Origin of the sequence: Occallatibacter sp., assembly GCF_049582745.1 — a bacterium.
Taxonomy (GTDB): Bacteria; Acidobacteriota; Terriglobia; order Terriglobales; family Acidobacteriaceae; genus Telmatobacter.
In genome coordinates this window covers 14,689-38,292 of sequence record NZ_JBAUUO010000140.1, presented here as the reverse complement: position 1 = coordinate 38,292, position 23,604 = coordinate 14,689, and the positions used below count along the sequence as shown (strand labels likewise).

Genomic DNA, 23,604 nt, shown 5'->3' with positions numbered 1-23,604 from the left:
ACCCAAAAATCGTAACTTCTCAGTCATGACCGGTTCCCTCCGCTTGTGGCTCTGGACTAAAGTTCTTAACAAACTCAGCCTAACCCACGACTAGCGCATCGAGCCGGTCACACCATAATGACTACTTTTCAGGTTGTGAAGGAACTGGATGGAATCCGACGCGAAAGGGATGGCAGCACTTTACGACGAGTGGGAGACCGCTATAGTTTGGCGCTATGGCTGGTGTGTCGCTGGTGTTGGATGGGAAGGTTGCGCTGGTTACCGGCGGGTCGCGCGGGATTGGCGCGGAGACGGTGCGGCTGTTTGCGGCCGCGGGGGCGCGGGTGGTGTTCAGCTACCGCCAGGCGAAAGAACTGGCGCTGACGCTGATGGACGAGTGCGGCGGGCCGGTTCGGTGTGTTCCGATTGAGCAGGATTTGCGATCGCCGTCGGATGGGCGGGCGCTGGTGGGCGCGGCGGTGAAGGCATTTGGGCGGCTGGATGCGCTGGTGGTGAATCACGGCGTGTGGCCGGCGGAGGATGCGCCGATTGAGCTGATGACCGAGGAGCAGTGGCGGAATACGATGTCGGTCAACCTGGACTCGGTGTTCGGGCTGGTGCAGTCGGCGGTGGTACAGATGGAGCTGCAGGGACCTCCGGCGATGGGCGATGAGGGCACGAAGGGGCATATTGTGCTGATCAGCTCGACGGCGGGGCAGCGGGGCGAGGCCATGCACGCGGACTATGCCGTGACGAAAGGCGCGCTGATCAGTCTGACAAAGAGCCTGTCGACGGAGCTGGCGCCGCGGGGAATCATGGTGAACTGCGTGGCTCCGGGATGGGTGGCGACGGATATGTCGGCGGGAACGCTGGGCGATCCGGCACAGGGCGCGCGGATCAGGGCGGGGATTCCGGTGGGACGTGTGGCCATGACGTCGGAGATTGCGGGGCCGGTACTGTTTTTGTGCACGCCGCTGGCGGGGTTCATCTCAGGCGAGGTAGTGAATGTGAATGGGGGAGCGGTGCTGGCGGGGTGACGGAGGGACATAGGGACGGAGGGACATAGGGACACAGGGACATAGGGACACAGGGACACAGGGACATAGGGACACAGGGACACAGGGACATGGGGAAATAGCAGGACATCGTGGCCAGGGACATAGGGAATTGATGGGCGGAGGACGAATGGGGAAGGGATTGGCGGGTTGGCTGGCTTTGGGGTTGCTGGCGATGCCGCCTGGGATGCGGGCGCAGGCGGACGATGCTGGTGCGCAACATCCAGCGCAGGCGATGGATGTATCCGGCGAGAAGAATGCGGCACAGGCGCGCGCGGCGATGGATGCGATGGTAAAAGCGCTGGGCGGCGATGCGTGGCTGAACTTAAAAAACGTGGTGCGTGAGGGACACATCGCGGCGTTCTTTCACGGCGAGCCCGATGTGGGTACGACGCTGTTCTGGGAGTTTCATGTGTGGCCCGATCACGACCGGATGGAGTATACGAAGCATCGCGATGTGGTGCAGTTTTACGAAGGGCGCAAGGGGACTGAAGTGACATACCGCGGTGCGAAGCCTTTGCCGAAGGAACAGGTGGATGATTTTCTGCGGAGGCGCGACCACTCGATCGAGATGGCGGTGAAGGTGTGGTTGAAGGATCCCAAGACGATCCTGGTGTATGAAGGGCAGCGCATGGCGGAGCGGCACATGGCGGACCAGGTGACGCTGATCTCGGCGGAGAATGAAGCGATCACGATACAGATGGATGTGCAGACGCACCTGCCGCTGAGCCGGAGCTTTCAGTGGCGCGACCCGGTGTACAAGGACAAGAACACGGATGTGGAGGAGTACGCGGACTACCACGATGTGGAAGGGTTGCCAACGGCGTACTCGATTACGCGGGTGCACAACGGCGATACGGTGCGGCAGTTGTATATCGACAAGGTGCATTACAACCAGGATCTGCCGGCGGAGTTCTGGGATGTTGGTGCGGTGGCGAAGAAGATCAAGAAGTAGTTTTCAGCTAATCAGCTGTCAGCTCTCAGCTCTCAGCTTTTGTGCCTTCGTTCTTTGCCCTCACGGCGCGACTGAACAGCTTGCTGAAAAAATCCAAATCTTGAACGAAGCATCGCACAGGGGCTGAAGCCCTCACTCATTTTGTTGCATTTGCGGCCTGGCTGAAGCCATGCCCTTGTTACAAGACAGTGGGTTCGTCGAGTTTTTCAGCAAACTGTGAAGTCGTGTCCTTTCAAAACTCGACTTGTTCAGAGCTTTCCAAAGGGTGCCTGAAGCATGGAGTGAGCTTCGCTATAATCCTCAGGGAGCGCGGGGCGGGTGATGGCGCGCTCTGTGGAGCTAGCGCATGACGTTCGACATCCAGGAGATCCTGGAGTTTCTTCCGCACCGCTACCCCTTTTTGCTGATCGACAGGATCACGGAGTTCGAGCCGACGAAGCGGCTGGTGGCGATCAAGAATGTGACCATCAACGAGCCGTTTTTCCAGGGACATTTTCCGGGATACCCCATCATGCCGGGCGTGCTGGTGGTGGAGGCGATGGCGCAGGCGGGCGGCATCATCATGCTGCACGAGATCGAGGATCGGCACTCGAAGTTGGTGGTGTTTACGGGGATCGAGCGGGCGAAGTTTCGCCGGCCGGTGACGCCGGGCGACCAGTTGCGATTCGAAGTGGACGTGTTGTCGTTCAGGACACGGGCCGGGAAGATCCATGGCCGCGCCACCGTGGATGGGAAGCTGGCGTGCGAGGCGACGCTGACGTGCGCGGTGGTGACCCGGGAGCGCGAGCGGAAGGCGCATGGGGATAGCCAAGACACAAATCCGGCAGAGGGAAAGGCGCCGGCGGCGCCGGAGGCGGAGTGAGTATCCATCCCAGCGCAGTGGTGGCCGAGGGGGCGGTGGTTCCCGACTCCTGCGAGGTGGGGCCGTTCTCAACGATCGGCCCGGATGTGGTGCTGGGTGAGGACTGCCGCCTGATTTCGCACGTCGTGCTCGATGGGCGGACGCACATCGGAGCTCGGAATGTGTTTTATCCCTTTTGCGCAGTGGGCATGGCGCCGCAGGATTTGAAGTATCACGGTGAGCCCACCCAATGCGAGATCGGCGATGACAATACAATTCGCGAGGGTGTGACCATCAGCCGCGGGACCGCCAAGGGCGGCGGCATTACGCGGGTGGGATCGAAGAACCTGCTGATGACGGCGGTGCATATTGGACACGACTGCATTGTGGGCAACGGCTGCATCCTGGCGAATGCGGCGACTCTGGCGGGCCACGTGATCATCGAGGATTTCGCGACGGTGGGGGCGTTCAGCCCGGTGCACCAGTTCTGCACGGTGGGGAAATATTCGTTTATCGGCGGCGGGACCATCGTTACCCAGGACGTGCTGCCGTTTTCAAAGACCTCCGCGCGGCGGGAGAACAAGGCGTTCGGCGTAAATAGCATTGGGCTGGAGCGGAGGGGATTCAGCGCGGAGCGGATCCGGGCGCTGCAGAAGGCCTTCCGTCTGCTGCTGGTGTCGAAGTTGAACACGACGCAGGCACTCGAGAAGATACGGGAGCTTGAGGGCGAGGACGTGGCGCTTCTGGTGAAGTTCATCGAGCGCAGCGAGCGCGGGGTCATCAAGTAGGTCGAAGATGGAGGAAGGCACGCCAATGGAGCGAAAGGAAGCAGTGCACCTCGTGAGCCGCGCCCTATCGATTATCTGCGGAGTGTTTGCTGCCGAGGAAACAACCTACCTACCAGAACGGTTGCTTTCTTATGTTCATTACACGAATCAATGGAGATCGGTTCAATCGCCACAGGCAGCCGTGTTTCTGCCGTCCCTTTATCGCGTAGAGGTTGGGTTTCTCTTCTTGCGCATTGCGATTTATCTGACTCTTGCCGTGGTCTTCTGGAAATGTACACCTTGGGTTGAACGCACTCTCCTCCCTGAGCGTAGGCCATGAAACTTGGCTTGATTGCGGGGAACGGGCGGTTTCCGTTTTTGCTGCTGGATGCGGCGCGGGCGCAGGGATTCTCTGTAACCGTGGCGGCGATTCGCGAGGAGACTGACCCGGAGATCAACGATCGGGCGGCGGCGGACGAGAAGATTACGGTGCACTGGCTGTCGCTGGGGGAGCTGTCGCGGCTGATCGAGGTGTTTCACAAGGAAGATGTGAAAGCCGCGGTGATGGCGGGGCAGGTGAAGCACAAACAAATTTTCTCGAGCATTCGGCCGGATTGGCGGCTGGCGAAGCTGCTCCTGAATCTGCGTACGCGGAATACCGACATGCTGCTGGGCGCGGTGGCGAAGGTGCTCGGGGATGAGGGCATTGAACTGATGAGCTCGACGCAGTTTCTGGAGCCGCTGCTCGCTGAAGAAGGCGCTCTTACCGAGGCTGTGGGTGGGCGCGGGCCGACCGAGGACGAGCGGAAGAACATCGAGTACGGGCTGGGTGTAGCGCGGGCGCTTGCCGGGTTCGACATCGGGCAGACGGTGGTGGTGGCGGCGCAGGCGTGTGTGGCCGTTGAGGCGATGGAAGGCACGGACGCGACGATCGAGCGGGCGGGAGCGCTGATGAAATCGATGGACGAAGAATTCGGTTCGCCCGCTTCGACCCTTGAGCGGCGTCTGACGGTGGTAAAGGTTGCGAAGCCGAACCAGGATATGCGGTTTGATGTGCCGGTGATCGGAATGAAGACGATCGAGACGATGATTCAGGCCGGTGCGAGCTGTTTGTCCGTCGAGGCGGGGCGGACGCTGCTGTTCGATCGCGAGGCGCTGCTGAAGCGCGCGGCGGAGGCGGGGATTGTGGTCGTGGCTACGCCAAGGCAGGGACAAAGGGACATAGGGACAAAGGACATAGGGACATAGGGACCGAGGGGGCAGGCGACCTTTTGGTGACAAGTCTGCTGGGGAGGTGGAACTATACTGGCGGAGCGTGGCGTCCCTATGTTGCTCTGCCACGTCTTATGAATGCCGGTGTGTGGGCCCGGATTCCGAGTTTTCCCCGTTTTGATGAAGAGGAGGTTACAGATGAAGAAGATGATTCTGAGTGTGTTTGCGACGGCGGTTGTGCTGTCGGTTTCTCTGGTGACGGTGCGGGCGGCGGATGACCCGCAAACCATGCCATCCGTCGGGCAGATGGCACCCACGTTTACCCTGCCGTCGCAGGATGGAAACCAGATTTCGCTGGACAGTTTTCGCGGCAAATGGGTGGTGCTGTACTTCTATCCGAAGGACATGACGCAAGGCTGCACGATCGAGGCGCACAACTTCCAGCGCGACCAGGCGAAGTATGACGCAGTGAATGCCGCCATCGTGGGTGTGAGTGTGGATACGCCCGATAGCCACAAGCAGTTCTGCACCAACGAAGGGCTGACGTTCAAACTGCTTGCTGATCCTGCGCGCAAGGTGGTGGACGAATACGGCTCGCTGGGGCACTTCGGCACCATGACGATTGCGCAGCGGAACACGTTTCTGATCGATCCGAAGGGAAAGATCGTGAAGGTGTGGACGAAGGTCAATCCGCAGGTTCACTCCGAAGAGGTGCTGGCGGCGCTGGCGGAGGCGAAGAAAGGGTAGCTGAGAGCTATCAGCTATCAGCCCTCAGCTCGACCCTGCTCGAATCAGCTTTAAACTCTTCTGCGAGAGACTATGACTGAAATTGCAGCGGAATTTCGTGCGGGGCTGGATGACGTGCATCGGGCGCTGATGGCGGTGCCGGCGGCGTTGGCGGATGTGCCGTGGCGGGAGGGCGGGTGGACGCGGAAGCAGATCGTGGGCCACCTGCTGGATTCTGCGACGAACAACCGGCAGCGGTTTGTGCGGGCAGCGAGCGAAGGTTTCTTCAATGGGCGGAATTATGACCAGGATGCATGGGTCGCCGCGCATGGGTATGCCGATCAGACCTGGGAAACGCTGCTTGGCTGGTGGGAGGCGGAACACGAGATCCTGATGGCAGTTGTGGATCGGATTCCGGATTCAAGGCTAGAGGCGCCATGCGTGATGGATGCGGACACGCCGGTGACTCTACGGTTTCTGATCGAGGATTACGTGGTGCATCAGCGGTGGCATTTGAAACAGCTTTTAGCCGTTAGCTCTTAGCTTCTGCATGCGATATTGAGGGTCAATGGGCAACGGGTTGCGAACCAGGACGGCTCCCTTGCTATACCTGATACTTCTCTGTGTTGCCGGATGCGGGGGCACATGGGTTGATGATCCGGGGAACTTCAAACGCGTGTTTGGCTTTAATCTGCCCGACGACGTCAGGGTGCTTCACAGCTACTACTGGAGATCGCCTCATTGGACGACAGAGTATAGCTACTTCATTGCAGTGCAGCCATCATCAAAGTTCGTGTCCGGATTGACGGCAAACCAGTTTATGACAGTCGTCAATCCCGACCACAAGCTGCTGAAATCTTGCGGGCCTCGTCCCCCCGTGGTTTCTGCCCAAGCCTGTGGGATTCTACGAGGCATGGCTTCCGAAGACCCAGACTGGGTATCGAGTTTTCCGCGATAAAGCCGATGGCACTTTGTTCGTCTGTGATCAACAATTGTGAGATTTCATCGTTGCCATCGGTAGACTGCAGACGCAAAAAAGCCCGGCGGGATGCCGGGCATTTTTGCTTGCCTTTTGAAGATTGCGATTGCCAGCTTACTTCTTTTTCTTGGCAGTCTTCTTGGTTGCCTTCTTGACTGTCTTTTTCGCCGCCTTCTTTGCAGGAGCTTTCTTCGCTGCTGCCTTCTTGGCGGGCGCCTTTTTTGCTGCCTTCTTAACGGCCAACTTTTTACCTCGTTTTGTGGTTTTGCCGGCGCGCTTTGGAGCCGCGGATTTCTTCGCGACTTTTCCGCCCTTCGCGCCCGCGGTTTTCTTGGCGGACTTCTTTGCGGCCTTTTTGGCCGGAGCTTTTTTGGCAGCTTTCTTCGCTGCCTTCTTGGCTGCTTTCCTGGCCGGGGCCTTTTTGGCCGGAGCAGCAGCTTTCTTGGCCGGAGCTTTTTTGGCAGCCTTCTTCGGGGCCGGTGCCGGAATAGGAATCGCTTCCACGATGATTACGCCCTCTTCGACTACACCCTCGTCATCGTCGGAGGAGGTAAGCACGGTTGAGGTTTCCACCTCGTCGTCCTCTTCCATCTCATCGTGATCGGCGCTCATCTCTGCCGGCTCCAGGTCAGGATTGCCGTCATTCATTGCGTACATTTTGATCACTTCGTCCATCCGATTGCCTCCAGCGGATTGCCGCTGCCCATGTGGGATTTTGCATCTCTGCGTTGCGGACAAATCATCTCCGCATGCGGAGTCATTTTAACAACAACCCTGAAAGAAAAGCTATCAAAACAGGTGAAGAGCAACGCGCTCGCAATTATTTTTGTGCATGCGAAGCCGATTTTGCGTGCGATGAGTGCTTCGTGGAACTCGCGCTGTGCTTGTGTTTTGACGATGCGGGAGACGAAGCGTGGGTTTTGCGGCTGCTGCGGGATGAGGATGTCTTCGAAGCAGAGCGGTGAGATGCCGCGGAGTCTTCGTGGGCGGGCTTTGCGTCGCTGGCAACTTCGCCGGTGCGGCTGGCCTTGCCCTTTGCGCGGCGACTGTGCATGCTGGCGCGGGCGAGGGTGGGTTCGGCAACGTGAAGGCGATGCCCGGCGGCGATCCTGATGCCGGAGGAGGGGAGCTTGTTCCAGCGGCGGAGCTGGGTGAGGGAGACGCCGAAGCGGTCGGCGACGGAAACCAGGGTGTCTCCGCGGCGGGTGGTGTAGTAAACGGTGTGTGCGGATGGGGCAGCGGAAGGAGCCACGGGCACAACGAGGGCTTCGACGCCCTCAAGCTTTGAGTTCTCGCTCAACTGGTTGACATCGGCCAGGTCGCGGAGAGATACGCGATACGTATGGGCGATGGAAGCGAGCGTGTCGTCGGGCGTGACTTTGTGATAGCGCCAGGAGTTGCGCTTGCTCTCGGGGATGGCCGCGATCTTCTCCTGGAAGAGGGCGGCGGTGCCGGCGGGCAGGTGCAGGTCAAACTCGGTGTCGGGCGGGGTGGCGAGGCGCAGCAGGCTGGGATTGAGGGCGATGAGCTCGTCGACCGGGGCGCCGACTATGTCAGAGACCAGACGCAGGTCGGCGGAATAGTTGATGGTAACCGTATCGGTGACAACCGGCGGGTCGAGCGTGATGTCGTCGAAGCCGTACTGCGTTGGGTGGTTGGCGATGATGATGGCGGCAAGAATTTCGGGAACATAGTTCTTGGTTTCGCCGGGGAGATTGTTGCGCTTGTAAAGCTCCCAGAAATCGGCGTAGCCGGTCTTTTCGACGGCGCGCTGGATGTTGCCTGTGCCCCAGTCGTAGCCGGCCATGGAGAGGTACCAGTCGCCGAGCTGGGAGTAGATATATTTCATGTATCGGGCGTAGGCGCGGGTTGATTTCTCGGGATCGAAGCGTTCGTCGACATAATTGTTGCGGGTGAGGCCGTAGTTGCCGCGGGGCATGAACTGCCACATGCCGCCGGCGCGGGAGCGGCGGTTGACGGCGCGGGGCTGGAAACCAGACTCGGCGACGGCGAGGTAGATGAGGTCCTGCGGCACCCCTTCTTCGCTCATGACGCGTTGAATCATCGAACGATAGCGGCCGGCGCGCTGGAAGGAGTGAAGCAACGTGTTGTGGCCCTTGGTGGTGTTGGCGAAGAAGTTGATGTAGGCAGCGACGTAGTCGTTGACCACGAGGGGAAGATCGGACTTGGTAGTGGCGAGGTCGGCGTTGGCCTTGGCCACGATGTTGGGATCGACGACAAAGGTGACGTCGGTGGCGGCCTCAGCGGGGGTGTCTTCTGTCTTGGGAGTGAAGCCGTTGCCCTGCTTGAGCGCTTCCATTTCCAGGCCGTTGATCTGGTCGACGATTCGGTCGAATTCATCCTGCAACGCGGGTGTGGATTTGATGTCGATACCGCTGGTGAGCATGAGGTCGACGGCGTTGTCGAAGTTGGAACGCGCATCGGGCAGATTGCCGCGTTTGTAGGCGGCATCCCCGAGAGCGTAGGCCTTCTCGACCTGCTGGATGAGCGACTGCACGCGCTGCTGCGACGCACTGGGCTGTGGCGGCGGCGCAGCGGCCGGAGCCTGCTGGGGCGCAGGAGCGGAGAGGGCGGGAGCAAGCGCCTGTGCGGCAGGAGTAGCGGATGCCGCGGGTTTTGAGGGATCGCATGCTGACAACGACACGGCCAGCGCGAGGGCCATCGTGGCGCAACCCAGGCTACACAAACGAGTCAAAATCATGCGTAACAGTTGATGCTGTAACAACACTACCCCAGAGCGCGGAAAGCACTATGCCGATGATAAGCTATGACCTAGAGATATCGCTGACTTTAGTACCTTTTCGCCAACGATACGCTACCCCTGATGGACGTAAAATACCTCCGCAATTTCGCCATTATTGCCCATATCGACCATGGGAAGTCGACGCTGAGCGACCGTCTGCTTGAATTGACGGGCTCGGTGACCGGACGTGAGATGCAGGCGCAGATTCTTGACGCGATGGACCTGGAGCGCGAGCGCGGGATCACCATCAAAGCCCACGCGGTGCGCATGATGTACAAGGCGAGAGACGGGCAGACATATCAGCTCAATCTGATCGATACGCCGGGGCACGTGGACTTCAGCTACGAGGTTTCGCGATCGCTGGCTTCGTGCGAAGGCGCATTGCTGGTCGTGGATGCGACGCAGGGAGTCGAAGCGCAGACGCTGGCGAACGCGTATCTCGCGATCAATCACGGGTTGGACATTATTCCGGTGATCAACAAAATCGATCTCCCTTCGGCGGATATTGTGCGGACGCAAGAAGCGATCGAGATGGCCGTGGGGCTGGATGCGACGGATGCAATCCCAGTAAGCGCGAAGACGGGACAGGGCGTCGATGAAGTGCTGGAAGCGATTGTGCATCGTCTGCCTCCGCCGACCGGAGATCCGGATGCGCCGCTGCAGGCGCTGATTTTCGATTCATGGTTTGATGCGTATCGCGGCGTGATTGTGCTGGTGCGCGTGATGCAGGGGACGATGCGCAAGGGGCAGCGAATCCGGCTGATGTCGAATGGGAAGTCGTTCGAGGTTGAGTCGATGGGCGTGCTGATGCCGAAGCCCGTGGAGATCGCGCAGCTTTCCGCAGGCGAAGTGGGCTTTTTTGCGGCCACCATCAAGACGGTGAGCGATACGCGCATCGGCGACACGGTGACGGAAGAGGAGCGGCCGGCCGAGGCGCAGTTGCCGGGCTTTGAAGACATCAAGCCGATGGTGTTCGCGGGACTCTACACGGTGGACTCGCACGAGCACACGCTTCTGCGCGATGCTCTGGAGAAATTGCGGCTGAATGATTCGTCGTTTTTCTTTGAGCCGGAGAGTTCGGTGGCGCTGGGTTTTGGATTTCGCTGCGGGTTTCTCGGGCTGCTGCATATGGAGATCATCCAGGAGCGGCTGGAGCGCGAGTACGAACTGGATCTGATTACGACGGCGCCGGGCGTGCGGTACCACATCACCATGACGGACGGGTCGGTGATGGAAGTGGACAATCCGTCGCGCTGGCCGGAGCCGACCAACATCGATGCGATCCGCGAACCGGTGATCATGGCGAAGATTCTGACCAACGAGGAGTATGTCGGCGGGATTTTCAAGCTGGTGGAAGAGAAGCGCGGCAAGCAGATCAATTTTGAGTACGTAACGCCGACACGCGTGCTGCTGACCTATGAACTGCCGCTGAACGAGATCGTGCTGGATTTCTACGACCGCCTGAAGTCGATTTCGCGCGGGTATGCTTCGCTGGACTATGCGCTGGCGGGCGAGTGGGAATCGCCCATGGTAAAGCTGGACATCCTGGTGTCGGGCGAGCCGGTGGATGCGCTGTCGATTATTGTGCACCGGGACTTTGCGTACGAGCGGGGCAAGGCGCTGGTGTCGAAGATGCGGGAGCTCATTCCGCGGCAGCAATTCGAGGTGGCGATCCAGGCGGCAATCGGGGCCAAGGTGGTGGCGCGGGAGACCGTAAGCCCGCTGCGCAAGAACGTTCTGGCCAAGTGCTATGGTGGCGATATCTCCCGAAAACGCAAGCTTTTGGAGAAGCAGAAGGAAGGCAAAAAGCGGATGAAAAGGATCGGGAAAGTGGATATTCCGCAGGAGGCTTTTCTGGCGGTGTTGCGGGTGGGGGAAGACCAGCAGAAGTAACTCCAGAATGGTGACCTGGCTCACTGCGCAGTCATCGATTGTTCATGGGGAATTGTGGAAAGCTTTGCGCAAGGGCAGCACTGGATTCGAAGACACATTACGTGCGGGCTAGGCGGCGACAGTCCGTGCTTCTGATAGATAAATAAGGAGCTTCCTAGGTTTATCAGAGCAGGTGGCAATTGGCAAGTGGGGAAAATCGGTTTTTTTTATGGATTGTGCGTCTCGAAATCCACATTTTTTTCCACAGATGGCTTGAGTAGATTTCGCAAGTGCAAGAGGCACTGGGAATTCGCGCGAATTCAGATCGAATTGGATGAGAAAAAGACCCCGAATCCGGGGCCCTTTTCTTGTCGGTCGAATGATCTTCTAACTCCAGGCGACGCCAACGGGCGCGGGCTACTGAGGAGTGGTGGGCTTTGGCGCGGCCGGCTTGGGAGCCGACGGAAGAGGAGCCGAACCTGCTGCAGACGGCGGAGGAGCGGGAACGCCTGATTTCACGTTATAGGCTTCGATGATGGCCTTGGTGATATTGGTGGATTCGGTGGCATAGAGCACCGGGCTCTGTTGCTGGGCGACATCGAGGATCAGGGTGTATCCGTGCTGCTTGGCGTAGTCGTTCAGCACGTCATACACCTTCGAGGCGAGAGAACTGTAGAGCTCCTGCATCTCGTTCTGCATGTCGTTCTGGTCGTCTTCAGCATTGCGCTGGAGCTGTTTTTTCTTGTCGTCGATGGTCTTGGCACGTGCCGCGCGCTCGTCCTCGCTGAGCTTGTCACCCTGCGCCTGGAGCTGCTTGGTAAGCGTCTCGATTTCGTCGTTCAGCGATTTGAGTTGCGCCTGCTTGGGCTGATACTTCTTCTGCAGGTCGGCAAAGCTGCGCTGGCCCTCATTGGTTTGTGCGACGGCGACCTGGAACGCGATCACGGCGATCTTAGCTGGGCCGGCTGGTGCAGTGGTGGCTGCGGCGCCGGTGGCCGGGGCGGTTGCGGACGGTGTTTGGGCGGTGGCGCTGAGGGCAAGGCCTGAGGCCAGCATGAGAACTAATGCAACAGAGTGCTTCATTCGGCTTGAAAACTCCTTAGGAATTCCTGGGGCTACCCGCGCATTCGAGTTCTGAAGGCGAACCGTTGCCCTCGCTGCGCGCACCCTGAAGAGAACCTCGCGACAATTTTTCTCGAGGGACTTCCATTAGACGGAAGCAAGGACGAGAAAAGAAGCGGACGGAAGCATCAGCAGGAACTAGAAGGATTATAGGGGCGGAGGGAAGGGGGGTCAAACTACAGGGAACGAGGGATTAGGGATTAGGGATTAGGACATAGGGATTAGGGACATAGGGACAATTGGGACAAAGGGACATAGGGACGGAGGAGGCAGGTACGCAGGAAACACGACGGCCTCACCGTGATGGCGAGGCCGTCGCGTTTTAGTGGCGCTTGGCTGGCTAGTGGCCGGCGGGCGCCTTGGGTGCACTCTTGGCGGGAGCGCTAGCCGCTCCGTGTGTGGCAGCGGGGGCTGCAGTGTGCTCGGGCGCCGGGATGCCGGACTTGACGTTGTAGGCTTCGACGACGGCCTTGGTGATGTCAACCGCGGGGTTAGCGTAGATGACGACGGGGAGCTGCTGATTGCCGCCGTCGAGCACTACGCTGTATCCGTGTTCCTTGGCATAGGCATCCAGGCTCTCGGCGAACTTGGAGGCCACAGCCCCAAAGGTTTGCTGCATGTCCTGTTGATAGTCGGTTTGAGCGTCTTCGCCGGCACGCTTCATATCTTTCTGCTTCTCGTCGAGGAGTTTGGCCTTGGTGGCGCGGTCGGCGTCGCCCAATGTCGCGGACTGGGCTTGAAGCTCCTTCTGCAACGAAGTGATCTGCTCGTTCAGGGTCTTGAGTTCCTGGCGCTTGGGCTCATATTTCTTTTGCAGGTCGGCGAAGCGGCGCTGGAAATCGTTGGTCTGTGCGACGGCTTCCTGGAAGCCGATGACGGCAATTTTCGCCGGTCCCGCGGGCGCGGTGGTTACGGCTGCTGCAGCGGGCGGCTGTGCGGCGGCATTCATGGCGAGGCAGGATGCCAGCGCGGCTACGGTCATAAGAGTGCATTTCATGTGGTTCGATTACTCCTTGAAATCCCTGGAAGGCAGCCCTGCAGCCAGTACGGCGCATTGGCGAGCCTGTGCCTCCTGAGCAACCTTCATTCGTCTTCTTCATTGGGAGCTCCGCGACAGTTAAGGCAGAGGCAAAAAGACGCGGACGGAGACGTCAGCAGGAACTAGCAAGGATTATATGAGTCGCGAAGAGGGGGGTCAAACGGGAGGAAGAGGGAACGAGAGGACGAGGGACAAAGGGACGTAGGGACGAGGGACATAGGGACAAAGGGCATAGGGACATAAGGACGAGGGGACAAGGCACATGGGGGACAAGGGACGAGAAACATTAGGGACAAGGAAGTACAAGGCCAAGAAGGCCGCTCGTTGGAGCGGCCTTCTTGGCGGGGTTGATTGAATACGAAGCTAGAACGTGGTGGAGACGCTGAGGCGGAAGGTCTTGCGAGGTTCGCGGAAGAGGTTCTGCGCGCCGTAGCCCTGGATGGTCTGCTGATAGGTGTAGTCGCCCGCGCCGCCCGGCGGGAACATATCGCGGGTGATGAGTTCGGCTGTGCAGCTCTGCACTTTGGCGCCGAGGACTACGTCGTTGCAAAAAGGCCGCTCGTAGAGACGAAGGGGGTTGTACGCGTAATAGAGACGGAAAGGCGCGTTGATGACGGGCATGATAATGGAGAACTCGCCGCCGAGCGACATGCGGGGAACAATGTTGGTGCCAAGCACGGGGCGGATATCGCGCTGGAAGCCGACCTGTGTACCGGGGATGCCGCCCTGGCAGGAACCGTTGTTATAGACCGGGCAGCCATAGAGCGGAGCGGTGAGGGATGCGAATCCCTGGGGACTTTGCTTGAGCTGACCGCGGTTGGTCACGACGTCCATGCCAAAATCGTCGAAGAAGGCAAACATCGCAGAGCCGACGATGGGAATGCGGTATTCCAGGTTGCTGGTGAAGCTGGTGTCGCCTCCAATCGAGACGATGCCGTACACGGGAATCGGAACCTGGATGCACTGGCCGAGCTGCGGATTGTTGGGATCGCGCGGGACGCAGGAACCGTCAGGATTGGTGAGCTGCACGGTCTGGCGTGTGGGTACATACCCATAGGGCGTAGCGCTGCGCACGTCGAAGCCACGCAATTCGGAATCGCCACCGGCGTAGAAGCGGTTATTCGGGGGCGCCACAGCGCCGCCAAAGCCCTGGATATAGCCGAGCTGAGATTTGAAGGCGAGCACGTTATGTCCGTTGGGACTGAACTTGAGGTAGTGCATGGAGCGGTAGGTCTTGAAGGCCACGAGCGGCGTGAAGTAGCGCACGTTGCCCCAGATGCCGGCTGCCTGCAGCGCCGCCGTGAATTCCTTGCCCGAACGGGGCCGTACCGGATTATTGACAGTGTTGTAGGAATAGGTCAACGAAATCTGGCTGGTGACAATGCCCGCCAGTGCGTTGGAGCCCTGAATGCCGGAACGGAAGCTGATGGTCTGGAAGTAGGTTTGCGATGCTGTGCTGAACGCGGTGATATTGGCACGGGAGAGCGAGTAGGTGAAGCCCACGCGCTGAAACGCATGACGGCGGAGCGGGTAGTTGAGCGAGAAATTTATCCCGGTGGCGGCCTGATTGTAGTTCTGCGTAAGTGATTGCTGCGCGGCGCTCAGGTTGAGTGCCGTTCCCGTGGTGGTCTGGTAGGACTTTGCGGCATTGAAGTCCGACTTGTTGTTGTAGATCTGGAAGCCGAGGCCGAGCGGGCGGTTGTGCACATAGGGCTGCGAGAACCCGAAGAGGAACTGGCGGCTTACGTTGCCGATGTTGCCCTGCACGCTAAGGGTTTCACCCAGGCCGAGGAAGTTGTTGGTCTGGTAGTTGAGGCCCAGGAAGGCGCCCGAGAGTCCGCTCACGCCGCCATTGAGGCCGATAGAGTTCTTGCCCTTCTCCTTGACCTTGAGGAGAAGATCTACAGTGCCGGCTTCTACATTCTGGTGCGCCTCTGAGTCCTGGTCGACCTTGAGGGGATCGAAGTATTCGAGCTGGTTGAGGCGCTGCAGGCTGTACTCCCAGAGCTGGGAGTTGTAGACCTGGCCCTCGTCGAGGAGCAGTTCGCGGCGGATGACGCGGTCGCGGGTAATGGTGTTGCCCTCGAACTCGATGCGGGAGACGTAGAACTGCTTGCCTTCGTCAATGTCGACCTGCAGCGAGACGGTATGCTTTTGGTCATCGTAGATGGGCTTGGGGATGGCGCCAAAGTTGATGTAGCCGAGCTGGCCGTAGGCCTTCTTCAGATTCTCGAGTCCCTTACCGATGACGGAGGCGTTGAACCAGTCGCCGTCCTTGATGGCGAAGGTAGAGCGCAGGGCTTTGGTGTTCGTGATGTGGGTGTTGCCGGTAAAGGTGATGGTGCCGAGGCGATAACGCTCGCCCTCTTCAATCGGCATCAGGATATCGATACGCTTGCCGCGGTTAGGCCGGAAAGTGAACCAGTTCAGGCCGCCTTCGTCGCGAATCTGCGTGCGGGGCGTCTCGACGGCGGCGTTGGCGTAACCCTTGTCGCGATAGGCGAAGCGGACGCGTTCCGTGTCTTCATCGAGCTTGGAGGCATCGAAGGTGCGGGCAAAGAGATCCTCGAAGATGATCGAATACGGAATGCCGACGGGTTTCAGGTTCTTCATCGAGCGGCGCAATTGCAGGCTGCCGATGTGCTGGTTGCCAGTGAACTTGATCTGGCCGACTTTGACTGTCGGGCCTTCCTTGATGCTGAAGTTGATCTGCACCGACGCTGGAGGAATGGTCTTGACGTCTGTCTTGACGTTGGCGAACTGGTGTCCGTGCTCGGCGAGGAGTTCCTTGAGGACGGTTTCGGCGCGCTTGATCTTGGTGGGATCGTACTGGCCCTCGACCGAGAGGCCGACTTTTTCCTTCTTGAAGCGGTCGAGAATGTCGGAGGTCGAGACCGAACTGTTGCCCTTGTAGTTAATTTCGCGGATGGTGGGGCGTTCCACAACGAAGACGTCGAGGATGATGCCCTTCTCTGTGTCTTCGCGCTCGATCCGGAGATTTTCGAAATAATTTGTATTCCACAGGGAGTTGAAGTCGCGTTCGATGGAGAGCTGATCGTAGGTGTCTCCCTCATGCGTGAACATGCGCGCCTTGATCGTCTCCTTGGGAATGCGGCGGTTGCCAATGACCCGGATGGATTGGATGATCTGCGATTGTTGGGCGAGGGCGGCGCCAGCCGAGAAGGCGAGCAACAGTACCAGAGCCAGCCGGGAAAACAGGAAAGGGATCCGCAAATTGCGGGCAATAACGTCGAGCTTGATCTTCACCGGGCTGGAGTCCTGCGGCGAGCACAAGTACTGGTGCGGTCCAAGGTAAGGCTTCACGGGAAGAATATGCACACCCTCACTGCTTAAGTTCTGTTACAGCCTTTAGGAAAGATTGATTTTACCATCTCGAAGACGTTGACTTCCGACCGCAACCGCCTCATCGAAAACGCCAATGAAGCGCCCGGCTCGGAAACCGAAACCTTCCCCAATTCTCCTGCCGCGCCCGGAGCAACCCGAAGACGAACTACTATCCACGAGCCCCCGCCATTCGCGCTATTTGGGACACCGGGCATCTTGCGACGCAGATGACGAAGAGGAGATGCGGAGGAAACAGCATTTCGATCCGGCAGCCCAACACCTCGCCAACAGCTTGCTCATTCAGGTCCTAGATCAGTTTACCGGACCGAAATGGGCTCGATTGCCCCTTCAAATCGTCGCGTGAAAGAAGACTCGTCCGCGCGAGACTTTTGAATCACTGAACATAGGCGAATGCACGATCTTTAGACGCACGTGCGCTCAACATGACATCCTCAAAGCGGCAGGAATTCGTTGCCCACAGATGACGACCTGCCTTTGGGGACCCAGGACCGAGGAGAAAATGGCGGAAACTACCGAGACCATATATGGATTTTCGGCCGAAACGCTGGAAGGACGCCCAGCGAGCCTGGCGGAGTTCAAGGGCAAGGTGTTGCTGATTGTGAATACGGCCAGCCAATGCGGATTCACCCCGCAATATGCAGGCCTGGAGACGCTTTATCAAACGTATAAGGAGTGCGGGCTGGATGTGCTGGGGTTTCCGTGCAACCAATTTGGCGCGCAGGAGCCGGGGACGTCCGCTGAAATCGGCGTCTTTTGCGAGCGGAACTACGGGGTCAGCTTTCCCATGTTTGCGAAGATCGATGTGAACGGGGACAAGGCGCACCCGCTGTATCGGTTCCTGAAAAAAGAAAGGCCGGGATTGCTGGGTCCGCTGGGAGGCGGGGCGATCAAATGGAACTTTACGAAGTTCCTCGTCGATCGCAGCGGGAATGTGGTGGCGCGGTTCGCCTCCACTACCAAGCCGGAGAGCCTGGCTAAGGACATTGAGAAACTGCTTGGGCCTGCATAGTCCGGGTGGGGAGCGAGCAATGCGCAAAAACCTTCCAATGATTCTGATTCGAGTGATTGTGGGAGTGGTGTTTCTGACCGAGGGGATATTGAAGTTTGTGTACCCGGCGGAACTGGGTGCCGGACGTTTCGCACACATCGGGCTGCCGTTCCCGCATGTGCTTGCACCCTTTGTGGGAGCGGTGGAGATTGCGGCTGGCGGAGCGCTGATTCTAGGTTTCTATGCCGGCGATGCGGCTCTGTTGCTGCTGGTGGTGATTCTGACCGCAATCATCACAACCAAGGTGCCGATTCTGCTGGGGCATCCCCTGGGGCATTTTGCGCCGGCGAAGCTGGAGCACTATGGAGTGCTGAGCTTTATTCACGAGGCGCGGACCGACCTGAGCATGCTGTTCGGGCTGGTGGCGATCCTGCTGGACAGTGGAGTCAAAGTCAGCCTGAAACGGTAAACCCGAGCCGGGCCGGATTCGGACGATGGGGGCGCTATCCGTCGAACCGGTAGGCGCTGATCTTTGCGCCCATGGGATCGTCGGTGAAGATTCTCTTTCCGGCTGCCTGGCCTCCGGCGCCCGCAGCGACCATCAGGGGAATCAGATGCTCTTCGCGTGGATGCGCGTAGGCTGCGAAGGGCGCGGTCTGCCAGTTCGTGAGAAGAGCGTCGCGCTCCGGAGCAGGCGATTCGACGGCAGCGGTGAGCCACGTATCGAAGGCGCGGGCTCGCTCCGGCGTCTCTGGACGAAGGTAGCCGCGGAGATTGTGGAAGCTCATGCCACTGGCAATGATGAGGACGCCTTCGTCGCGCAGCGGTGCGAGAGCGCGGCCGGCAGCGATGTGCAAGGCTGGATCGAGAGTTTGGTCGAGCGACATGGTGACGACATGAATCTGCGCCTGCGGAAAAGCTACTTTGAGCGGAACGAAGACACCATGGTCGTAGCCACGGTTGAAGCTGGGGATTGCGAATAGACGGGCTTCTCGGAGGATGCCGATCACCCGTTCGGCCAGAGCGGGGTTGCCGGGCGCGGGCCAGGTGAGCTGATAGGTGTGCTGCGGAAACCCGGAGTAGTCGAAGATAAGGTCGGGTTTGGAGACGGCGCTGCACGTGAAGACTGGCTCTTCCCAATGGCCGCTGATGACGAGCAGGGCCTTCGGCTTTTCAGGAAGCGAAGAGGCTACCGATTCAAGAAAGCGCTGGGTGGCGTGCCATGTGTCGGCCGGACCCCAGGTCCAGTCCATGAAGAAGCAGGGGCCTCCGCCGTGGGGGAGGAAGAGGGCGGGCTGGCGTTGTTTGGGGTTGGAGGACATACGTTTTAACACCTTGGGCCACGTGGCCCTGGATTACTTGTTCAAACGGATATTGGATGCCGGTTCTGCTCGTGTGGATTCAGTGTTCGCGGTCGAGCGGGTTTCCTACTCGATGGCGAAGACGGCGTAGACGGTGGCTTCGCGGCTGACCTGGTGAGGTTCGATGGAGAGGGGCGGAGCCGCTGGACTCGCGTTGGCCTTCATCGCCAGGCCGAACATCGGCCTCGGAAATTGCGGCGCCGACATCTGGTTGCTGACATAGATCAGGGCGCCCAGGCGAACACCCATTCCCTTGGCGAGTACCTCCGCATTCTGCTTTGCACGGGTGGCGGCGTGGTCGAGCGCCTGGGATTCAAGGGCGGGGACGTCTTTCACGGTCCAATCGATCTGGCCGCTATCGGTGGCGCCAGCGGTGACGGCGATGTCGAGAATTTCGGCGGCGCGTTCGGGCGCAACCTTCACAGTCCACTGCTGGTGGAGCACGAATTTGTGCTGCTTGGTCGAGTAGTCGCGATCAAGATATTGCGACTCGCTGCGGATCGAGGCTTCGGGAATCCCTGCCTGCTTGACAGCGGCGACAATGGCGTTTGAGGCGCGAGCTCCGTCGGCATAGGCCGATTTGGCATCTTCGGGCGCAGTGTCGGAACCGATGTGCAGGATGGCGAGGTCCGGCTCGACGGACACCGTTTCAGTTGCAGAGACGCTGAGGGTGCGATTGCTGGTATCAACTTTCATCTGCGGCAGTGTGGTTTGTTGAGCTCGAGTCACAACAGAGGCAAAGAGAAGCGCAGAGGCGAGCGTAATTGCGATGGATTTCATAGATTGATTGCTCCTGTCCTTCAACCGAGCGAATTCAGGCCCTGTGGCGTAATCAACTCCTCAACGAGAGCCCTTAGGGGCTGAAGCCCGACACTCATTTTTGTTGCAATTGCGGCCTGGCTAAAGCCATGCCCTTGTTACAAAACAGCCGATTCGTCATGTTTTTCAGTAGGGTGTAAAGCTGTGCCCATTTACAAACGTCATCTTCGAAGATTTCGTTCCATGTTTATGGAACGGGCGGGCACTACGTTCTTGCGTGTTTTTCGCCGAACATTCTGAGCTTGGCCAGGGTGGCGGCGGCCTGGCCGGAGTCGATGGCTTCGGCGCCGAGGGCGACACCTTCTTTGAGGTCGCCGGCGAGGTCCGCGGCGACGAGCGTAGCGGCGGCGTTGAGCAGAACGATGTCGCGGCGGGCGCCGGGGATGCCGGTGAGAACGTCATAGAGCAGCGCCTTGTTGGTCTCAATGTCGCCGCCGGTGAAGTCGGCGAGCGCGGCACGGGGCAGGCCGGCCATCTCCGGCGTGATGCGAGCGGCTCTGAGGGTCGGTTCTTCGCCGGGTTGACTTTCGATGATGCGCGCGACCACCGACTCTCCGGTGGTGGTGAGTTCATCGATGCCGTCGGTGCCGTGGACGACGAACGCTCGTTTGGAGCCGAGGGCCTGGAGCGCGCGGCCAACAAGAAGGACGCGGCTAGGTGCGAGGACGCCCACGACCTGGATGCGGGCGTGTGCGGGGTTGGTGAGCGGTCCGCAAAGATTGAAGATGGTGCGGAAGCCGAGTGCACGGCGCAGGGGGCCGAGGGACTTCATCGCCGTGTGGTAGAGCGGCGCGTAGAGGAAGACGAAGCCGGTTTCGCGCAGGCATTCGACGGCGAGATCAGGCGAAAGTTCGATGGGAACGCCGAGGGCTTCGAGGACATCGGCCGCGCCGCAGCGGGAGGTGACGGCACGATTGCCGTGCTTGGCGACTTTGGCGCCGGCGGCTGCGGCAACGAGTGCGGCGCCGCAGGAGATATTGAACGTGAGCGGACCACCACCGCCGGTGCCGACGCAGTCGACGAGTTCGGCGCGTTCTTCATCGGTGAGTGGGACGGGGACGCACTGCTCACGCATGACGTCGACGAAGCCGCTGAGTTCGGGAGCTTGTTCGCCGCGCGTAGAGAGGACGGTGAGCAGCGAGGCGGTTTCGACATCCGGAACGTGGCCGGAGAGAATCTGACGGAGCACGTCGGCAGCCTGCTCGCGGGTGAGTTGTGCGCCATCTTCGGCAAGCGGCTTGAGGAGGGTCTTCAGCGAATCCATATCTCAATTATGGTAATTGCACGACGAACGTGCTTCTCCGAAAGAGAAAACCGCCTACGGCGGCGGTCGTTTGCGACCGCATCGTGCAGCAAGATAGTATTTGGGTACCGCGGGAGCGATCGCGCTGACCGGTCTTTGTCGTTGTTGCAAACGGATTCCCGAACATATCAGCGGACGTTGCGGTTCCTACCGACATGAAAATTCACGAGTATCAGGCAAAAGAAATCCTGGCAAAGTATGGCGTTGCCGTGCCCAAGGGCGAGATGGCGAATACGCCGGAAGAAGCGGCCGCAGTGGCGCGCAGACTATTTGCCGAGGGCGCCAATGGCGTGGTGGTGAAGGCCCAAATTCACGCTGGTGGCCGCGGCAAGGGCGGCGGCGTGAAAGTGGCCAAGAATCGCGACGAGGCCGAGACGCATGTTAAGAACATTCTCGGCATGCAGCTCGTTACGCATCAGACCGGGCCGGCCGGGCAGAAGGTGCAGCGGCTGCTGATCGAGGAGACCGCAGCTATCGATCGCGAACTGTATCTCGGCATTGTGCTCGACCGCGCGACGGGCAAGCTGGTCTTCATGGCATCGCAGGCGGGCGGCATGGAGATCGAAGAAGTCGCCGCGAAGACGCCGGAGGCCATCTTCAAAGAGGCAATCGATCCGGCGGTGGGATTCGGCGCATGGCAGGCGCGCAAGCTGGCATTTGCGCTTGGGCTGAAGCCAACGCAGATCAATGCAGCGGTCGCGTTTCTGCAGAGCCTCTACAAGGCGTTCATGGATACGGACGCATCGCTGATCGAGATCAATCCATTCATCACGACGAAAGATGACAAGCTGTTTGCGCTGGACGCGAAGATCACGTTCGATGACAATGCGCTGTTTCGCCACGCAGACATCAAGGCACTGCGCGATACGGCTGAGGAAGATCCGCTGGAAGTGGAGGCGAGCAAGTACGCGCTGAACTACATCAAGCTCGATGGCACCATTGCCTGCATGGTGAACGGTGCGGGCCTGGCAATGGCGACGATGGACATCATTCAATATGCCGGCGGTTCCCCAGCGAACTTTCTGGATGTAGGCGGCGGAGCGACGCAGGAACAGATCGAGCATGCGTTTGAGATTCTGCTTTCGGACGCGAACGTGAAGGCGATCTTCATCAATATTTTTGGCGGCATTCTGCGGGTCGATCGGCTGGCGACAGGTGTGGTGGCCGCAGCGAAGAAACTGAACGTGAAGGTGCCGATCGTACTGCGGCTTGAAGGCACGAACGTGGAAGAAGGCCGGAAGATTCTTGCGGAGTCGGGTTTGAATTTCCAGGTGGGCGCAACGATGAAGGAGGCTGCTGAACTTGTGGTGGCCGCTGCGAAAGGGGTTAAGTAATGTCGGTACTGGTCGATAATGATACGCGGCTCATCGTGCAGGGGATTACGGGTAAAGAGGGCACATTTCACGCGCTCGGTTGCGCGGAGTATGGCACCAAGGTTGTGGGTGGCGTGACTCCGGGCAAGGGTGGCATGAAGCATGAAGGCTGGCCGGTGTTCAACACGGTGTCCGATGCGGTGAAGGAGACAGGTGCGAATGCGACGATGATTTTCGTTCCTCCGCCGTTTGCCGCCGATGCGATTCTCGAGGCAGAAGATGCGGGGATTCCGCTGATCGTGTGCATCACCGAGGGCATTCCCACGCTGGATATGGTGAAGGTGTGGGCAAAGCTGAAGAATTCAAAGTCGCGGCTGATCGGTCCGAATTGTCCGGGCGTAATTTCGCCGGGCAAGGCAAAGATCGGCATCATGCCTGGGCGGATTCACAAGGAAGGCTCGGTTGGCATCGTATCGCGCTCGGGCACGCTCACGTATGAGGCGGTGCATCAGTTGACGCAGCGCGGGATCGGGCAGTCGACGGCGATCGGCATCGGCGGCGACCCAATTATTGGGACCACGCACATCGATGCGATGCGGCTGTTGAATGACGATCCTGATACCGAAGCGATCATCATGATCGGCGAGATCGGGGGCACCAACGAAGAGGCTGCGGCGGAGTATGTGAAACAGCACGTGAAGAAACCGGTGGTGGGATTTATTGCCGGGCAGACTGCGCCGCCGGGACGCAGGATGGGACATGCAGGCGCGATCATTTCAGGCGGCCAAGGAACGGCGACCGACAAGATGAAGGCAATGACTGCCGCGGGGATTCACGTGGTGGTGTCGCCGGCCGAGATTGGGGCGACGCTGGCGAAGGTGATTGGGAAAGGCTAGCTTTCAGCCTTCAGCCGTCAGGTATCAGCTAAAACACAAGGCCCGCCGCGATGATGGGCTTTGTGTTGGAAGCTAAGTCATGAAAGAGATATGGACGGCGCGGGTTGATTGCTTTGCCCAACAGGGGTTAAAACCCCTTGTCTTTTTAGCCGCATCCGGCACGACTGAAGTCGTGCCCTGACGCAAAGCTGGACCATTCAAAACGCTAGCTGAAACTGACGACTGAGTGCCGACACCTGAGAGCTGA

20 protein-coding genes are annotated in these 23,604 nt (G+C 59.3%); 12 read left to right on the top strand and 8 right to left on the bottom strand.

The features are described 5' to 3' along the window. The first annotated feature begins 215 nt into the window (after nucleotides 1–215). From WCA10_RS20005 to WCA10_RS19975, 7 genes are all read left to right on the top strand, one after another. Nucleotides 216–1,016 carry an SDR family NAD(P)-dependent oxidoreductase gene (locus WCA10_RS20005; RefSeq protein ID WP_472824288.1) on the top strand — a complete coding sequence of 267 codons (801 nt, stop codon included), beginning with the start codon at nucleotides 216–218 and terminating at the stop codon, nucleotides 1,014–1,016. 148 nt (nucleotides 1,017–1,164) lie between these two features. Then, nucleotides 1,165–1,989, top strand: coding sequence for a hypothetical protein (locus tag WCA10_RS20000; protein ID WP_472824287.1), 825 nt, complete (start codon nucleotides 1,165–1,167; stop codon nucleotides 1,987–1,989). A gap of 346 nt (nucleotides 1,990–2,335) precedes the next feature. Further along, nucleotides 2,336–2,851 (top strand): 3-hydroxyacyl-ACP dehydratase FabZ, encoded by a 516-nt coding sequence (fabZ, locus tag WCA10_RS19995; protein WP_472824286.1) that lies wholly within the window; start codon nucleotides 2,336–2,338, stop codon nucleotides 2,849–2,851. Continuing rightward, entirely contained in the window at nucleotides 2,848–3,618 is a 771-nt protein-coding gene (lpxA, locus tag WCA10_RS19990) for an acyl-ACP--UDP-N-acetylglucosamine O-acyltransferase (RefSeq protein WP_472824285.1), read from the top strand. The genes fabZ and lpxA overlap by 4 nt, the downstream gene beginning before the upstream one ends. 315 nt (nucleotides 3,619–3,933) lie before the next feature. Then, complete coding sequence (locus WCA10_RS19985; protein WP_472824284.1) at nucleotides 3,934–4,845, top strand: LpxI family protein; 912 nt, start codon at nucleotides 3,934–3,936, stop codon at nucleotides 4,843–4,845. 162 nt (nucleotides 4,846–5,007) lie between these two features. Then, nucleotides 5,008–5,556, top strand: coding sequence for a peroxiredoxin (locus tag WCA10_RS19980; RefSeq protein WP_472824283.1), 549 nt, complete (start codon nucleotides 5,008–5,010; stop codon nucleotides 5,554–5,556). Between the two features lie 72 nt (nucleotides 5,557–5,628). Then, nucleotides 5,629–6,078 carry a DinB family protein gene (locus WCA10_RS19975; protein WP_472824282.1) on the top strand — a complete coding sequence of 150 codons (450 nt, stop codon included), beginning with the start codon at nucleotides 5,629–5,631 and terminating at the stop codon, nucleotides 6,076–6,078. A gap of 550 nt (nucleotides 6,079–6,628) precedes the next feature. Here WCA10_RS19975 and WCA10_RS19970 read toward each other — a convergent pair. Both WCA10_RS19970 and WCA10_RS19965 read right to left on the bottom strand, forming a co-directional pair. Beyond that, complete coding sequence (locus WCA10_RS19970; protein WP_472824281.1) at nucleotides 6,629–7,189, bottom strand: hypothetical protein; 561 nt, start codon at nucleotides 7,187–7,189, stop codon at nucleotides 6,629–6,631. A 145-nt stretch (nucleotides 7,190–7,334) separates the two neighbouring features. Next, on the bottom strand, nucleotides 7,335–9,197 hold the full coding sequence (locus WCA10_RS19965; RefSeq protein WP_472824280.1) for a lytic transglycosylase domain-containing protein: 1,863 nt from the start codon (nucleotides 9,195–9,197) through the stop codon (nucleotides 7,335–7,337). Between the two features lie 162 nt (nucleotides 9,198–9,359). On the opposite strand from WCA10_RS19965, the gene lepA reads away from it, so the two are divergent. Next, on the top strand, nucleotides 9,360–11,171 hold the full coding sequence (gene lepA, locus WCA10_RS19960) for a translation elongation factor 4 (protein ID WP_472824279.1): 1,812 nt from the start codon (nucleotides 9,360–9,362) through the stop codon (nucleotides 11,169–11,171). Nucleotides 11,172–11,567: 396 nt separating this feature from the next. On the opposite strand, the gene WCA10_RS19955 is transcribed toward lepA, so the two are convergent. The 3 genes from WCA10_RS19955 to bamA form a co-directional block, all read right to left on the bottom strand. After that, nucleotides 11,568–12,233 carry an OmpH/Skp family outer membrane protein gene (locus WCA10_RS19955; RefSeq protein ID WP_472824278.1) on the bottom strand — a complete coding sequence of 222 codons (666 nt, stop codon included), beginning with the start codon at nucleotides 12,231–12,233 and terminating at the stop codon, nucleotides 11,568–11,570. 379 nt (nucleotides 12,234–12,612) lie between these two features. Further along, on the bottom strand, nucleotides 12,613–13,269 hold the full coding sequence (locus WCA10_RS19950; RefSeq protein WP_472824277.1) for an OmpH/Skp family outer membrane protein: 657 nt from the start codon (nucleotides 13,267–13,269) through the stop codon (nucleotides 12,613–12,615). A 405-nt stretch (nucleotides 13,270–13,674) separates the two neighbouring features. Then, nucleotides 13,675–16,650, bottom strand: coding sequence for an outer membrane protein assembly factor BamA (gene bamA, locus WCA10_RS19945; protein ID WP_472824276.1), 2,976 nt, complete (start codon nucleotides 16,648–16,650; stop codon nucleotides 13,675–13,677). Between the two features lie 526 nt (nucleotides 16,651–17,176). Between bamA and WCA10_RS19940 the strand changes: the two genes are divergently transcribed. After that, nucleotides 17,177–17,686 carry a glutathione peroxidase gene (locus WCA10_RS19940; protein ID WP_472824275.1) on the top strand — a complete coding sequence of 170 codons (510 nt, stop codon included), beginning with the start codon at nucleotides 17,177–17,179 and terminating at the stop codon, nucleotides 17,684–17,686. 19 nt (nucleotides 17,687–17,705) lie between these two features. Then, on the top strand, nucleotides 17,706–18,134 hold the full coding sequence (locus WCA10_RS19935) for a DoxX family protein (protein ID WP_472824274.1): 429 nt from the start codon (nucleotides 17,706–17,708) through the stop codon (nucleotides 18,132–18,134). Between the two features lie 34 nt (nucleotides 18,135–18,168). On the opposite strand, the gene WCA10_RS19930 is transcribed toward WCA10_RS19935, so the two are convergent. From WCA10_RS19930 to trpD, 3 genes are all read right to left on the bottom strand, one after another. Next, on the bottom strand, nucleotides 18,169–18,987 hold the full coding sequence (locus WCA10_RS19930; protein WP_472824273.1) for a DODA-type extradiol aromatic ring-opening family dioxygenase: 819 nt from the start codon (nucleotides 18,985–18,987) through the stop codon (nucleotides 18,169–18,171). A 105-nt stretch (nucleotides 18,988–19,092) separates the two neighbouring features. Further along, nucleotides 19,093–19,806 (bottom strand): SIMPL domain-containing protein, encoded by a 714-nt coding sequence (locus WCA10_RS19925; protein WP_472824272.1) that lies wholly within the window; start codon nucleotides 19,804–19,806, stop codon nucleotides 19,093–19,095. Nucleotides 19,807–20,050: 244 nt separating this feature from the next. After that, the gene (gene trpD / locus WCA10_RS19920; RefSeq protein ID WP_472824271.1) at nucleotides 20,051–21,109 is read right to left on the bottom strand and encodes an anthranilate phosphoribosyltransferase; all 1,059 of its coding nucleotides are present in this window, start codon (nucleotides 21,107–21,109) and stop codon (nucleotides 20,051–20,053) included. A gap of 194 nt (nucleotides 21,110–21,303) precedes the next feature. Between trpD and sucC the strand changes: the two genes are divergently transcribed. Together sucC and sucD are read left to right on the top strand one after the other, a co-directional pair. Further along, nucleotides 21,304–22,482: an ADP-forming succinate--CoA ligase subunit beta gene (gene sucC / locus WCA10_RS19915; RefSeq protein WP_472824270.1), complete on the top strand. Its 1,179-nt coding sequence runs from the start codon at nucleotides 21,304–21,306 to the stop codon at nucleotides 22,480–22,482. Next, nucleotides 22,482–23,357 carry a succinate--CoA ligase subunit alpha gene (sucD, locus tag WCA10_RS19910; protein ID WP_472824269.1) on the top strand — a complete coding sequence of 292 codons (876 nt, stop codon included), beginning with the start codon at nucleotides 22,482–22,484 and terminating at the stop codon, nucleotides 23,355–23,357. The genes sucC and sucD overlap by 1 nt, the downstream gene beginning before the upstream one ends. Nucleotides 23,358–23,604: the final 247 nt, after the last annotated feature.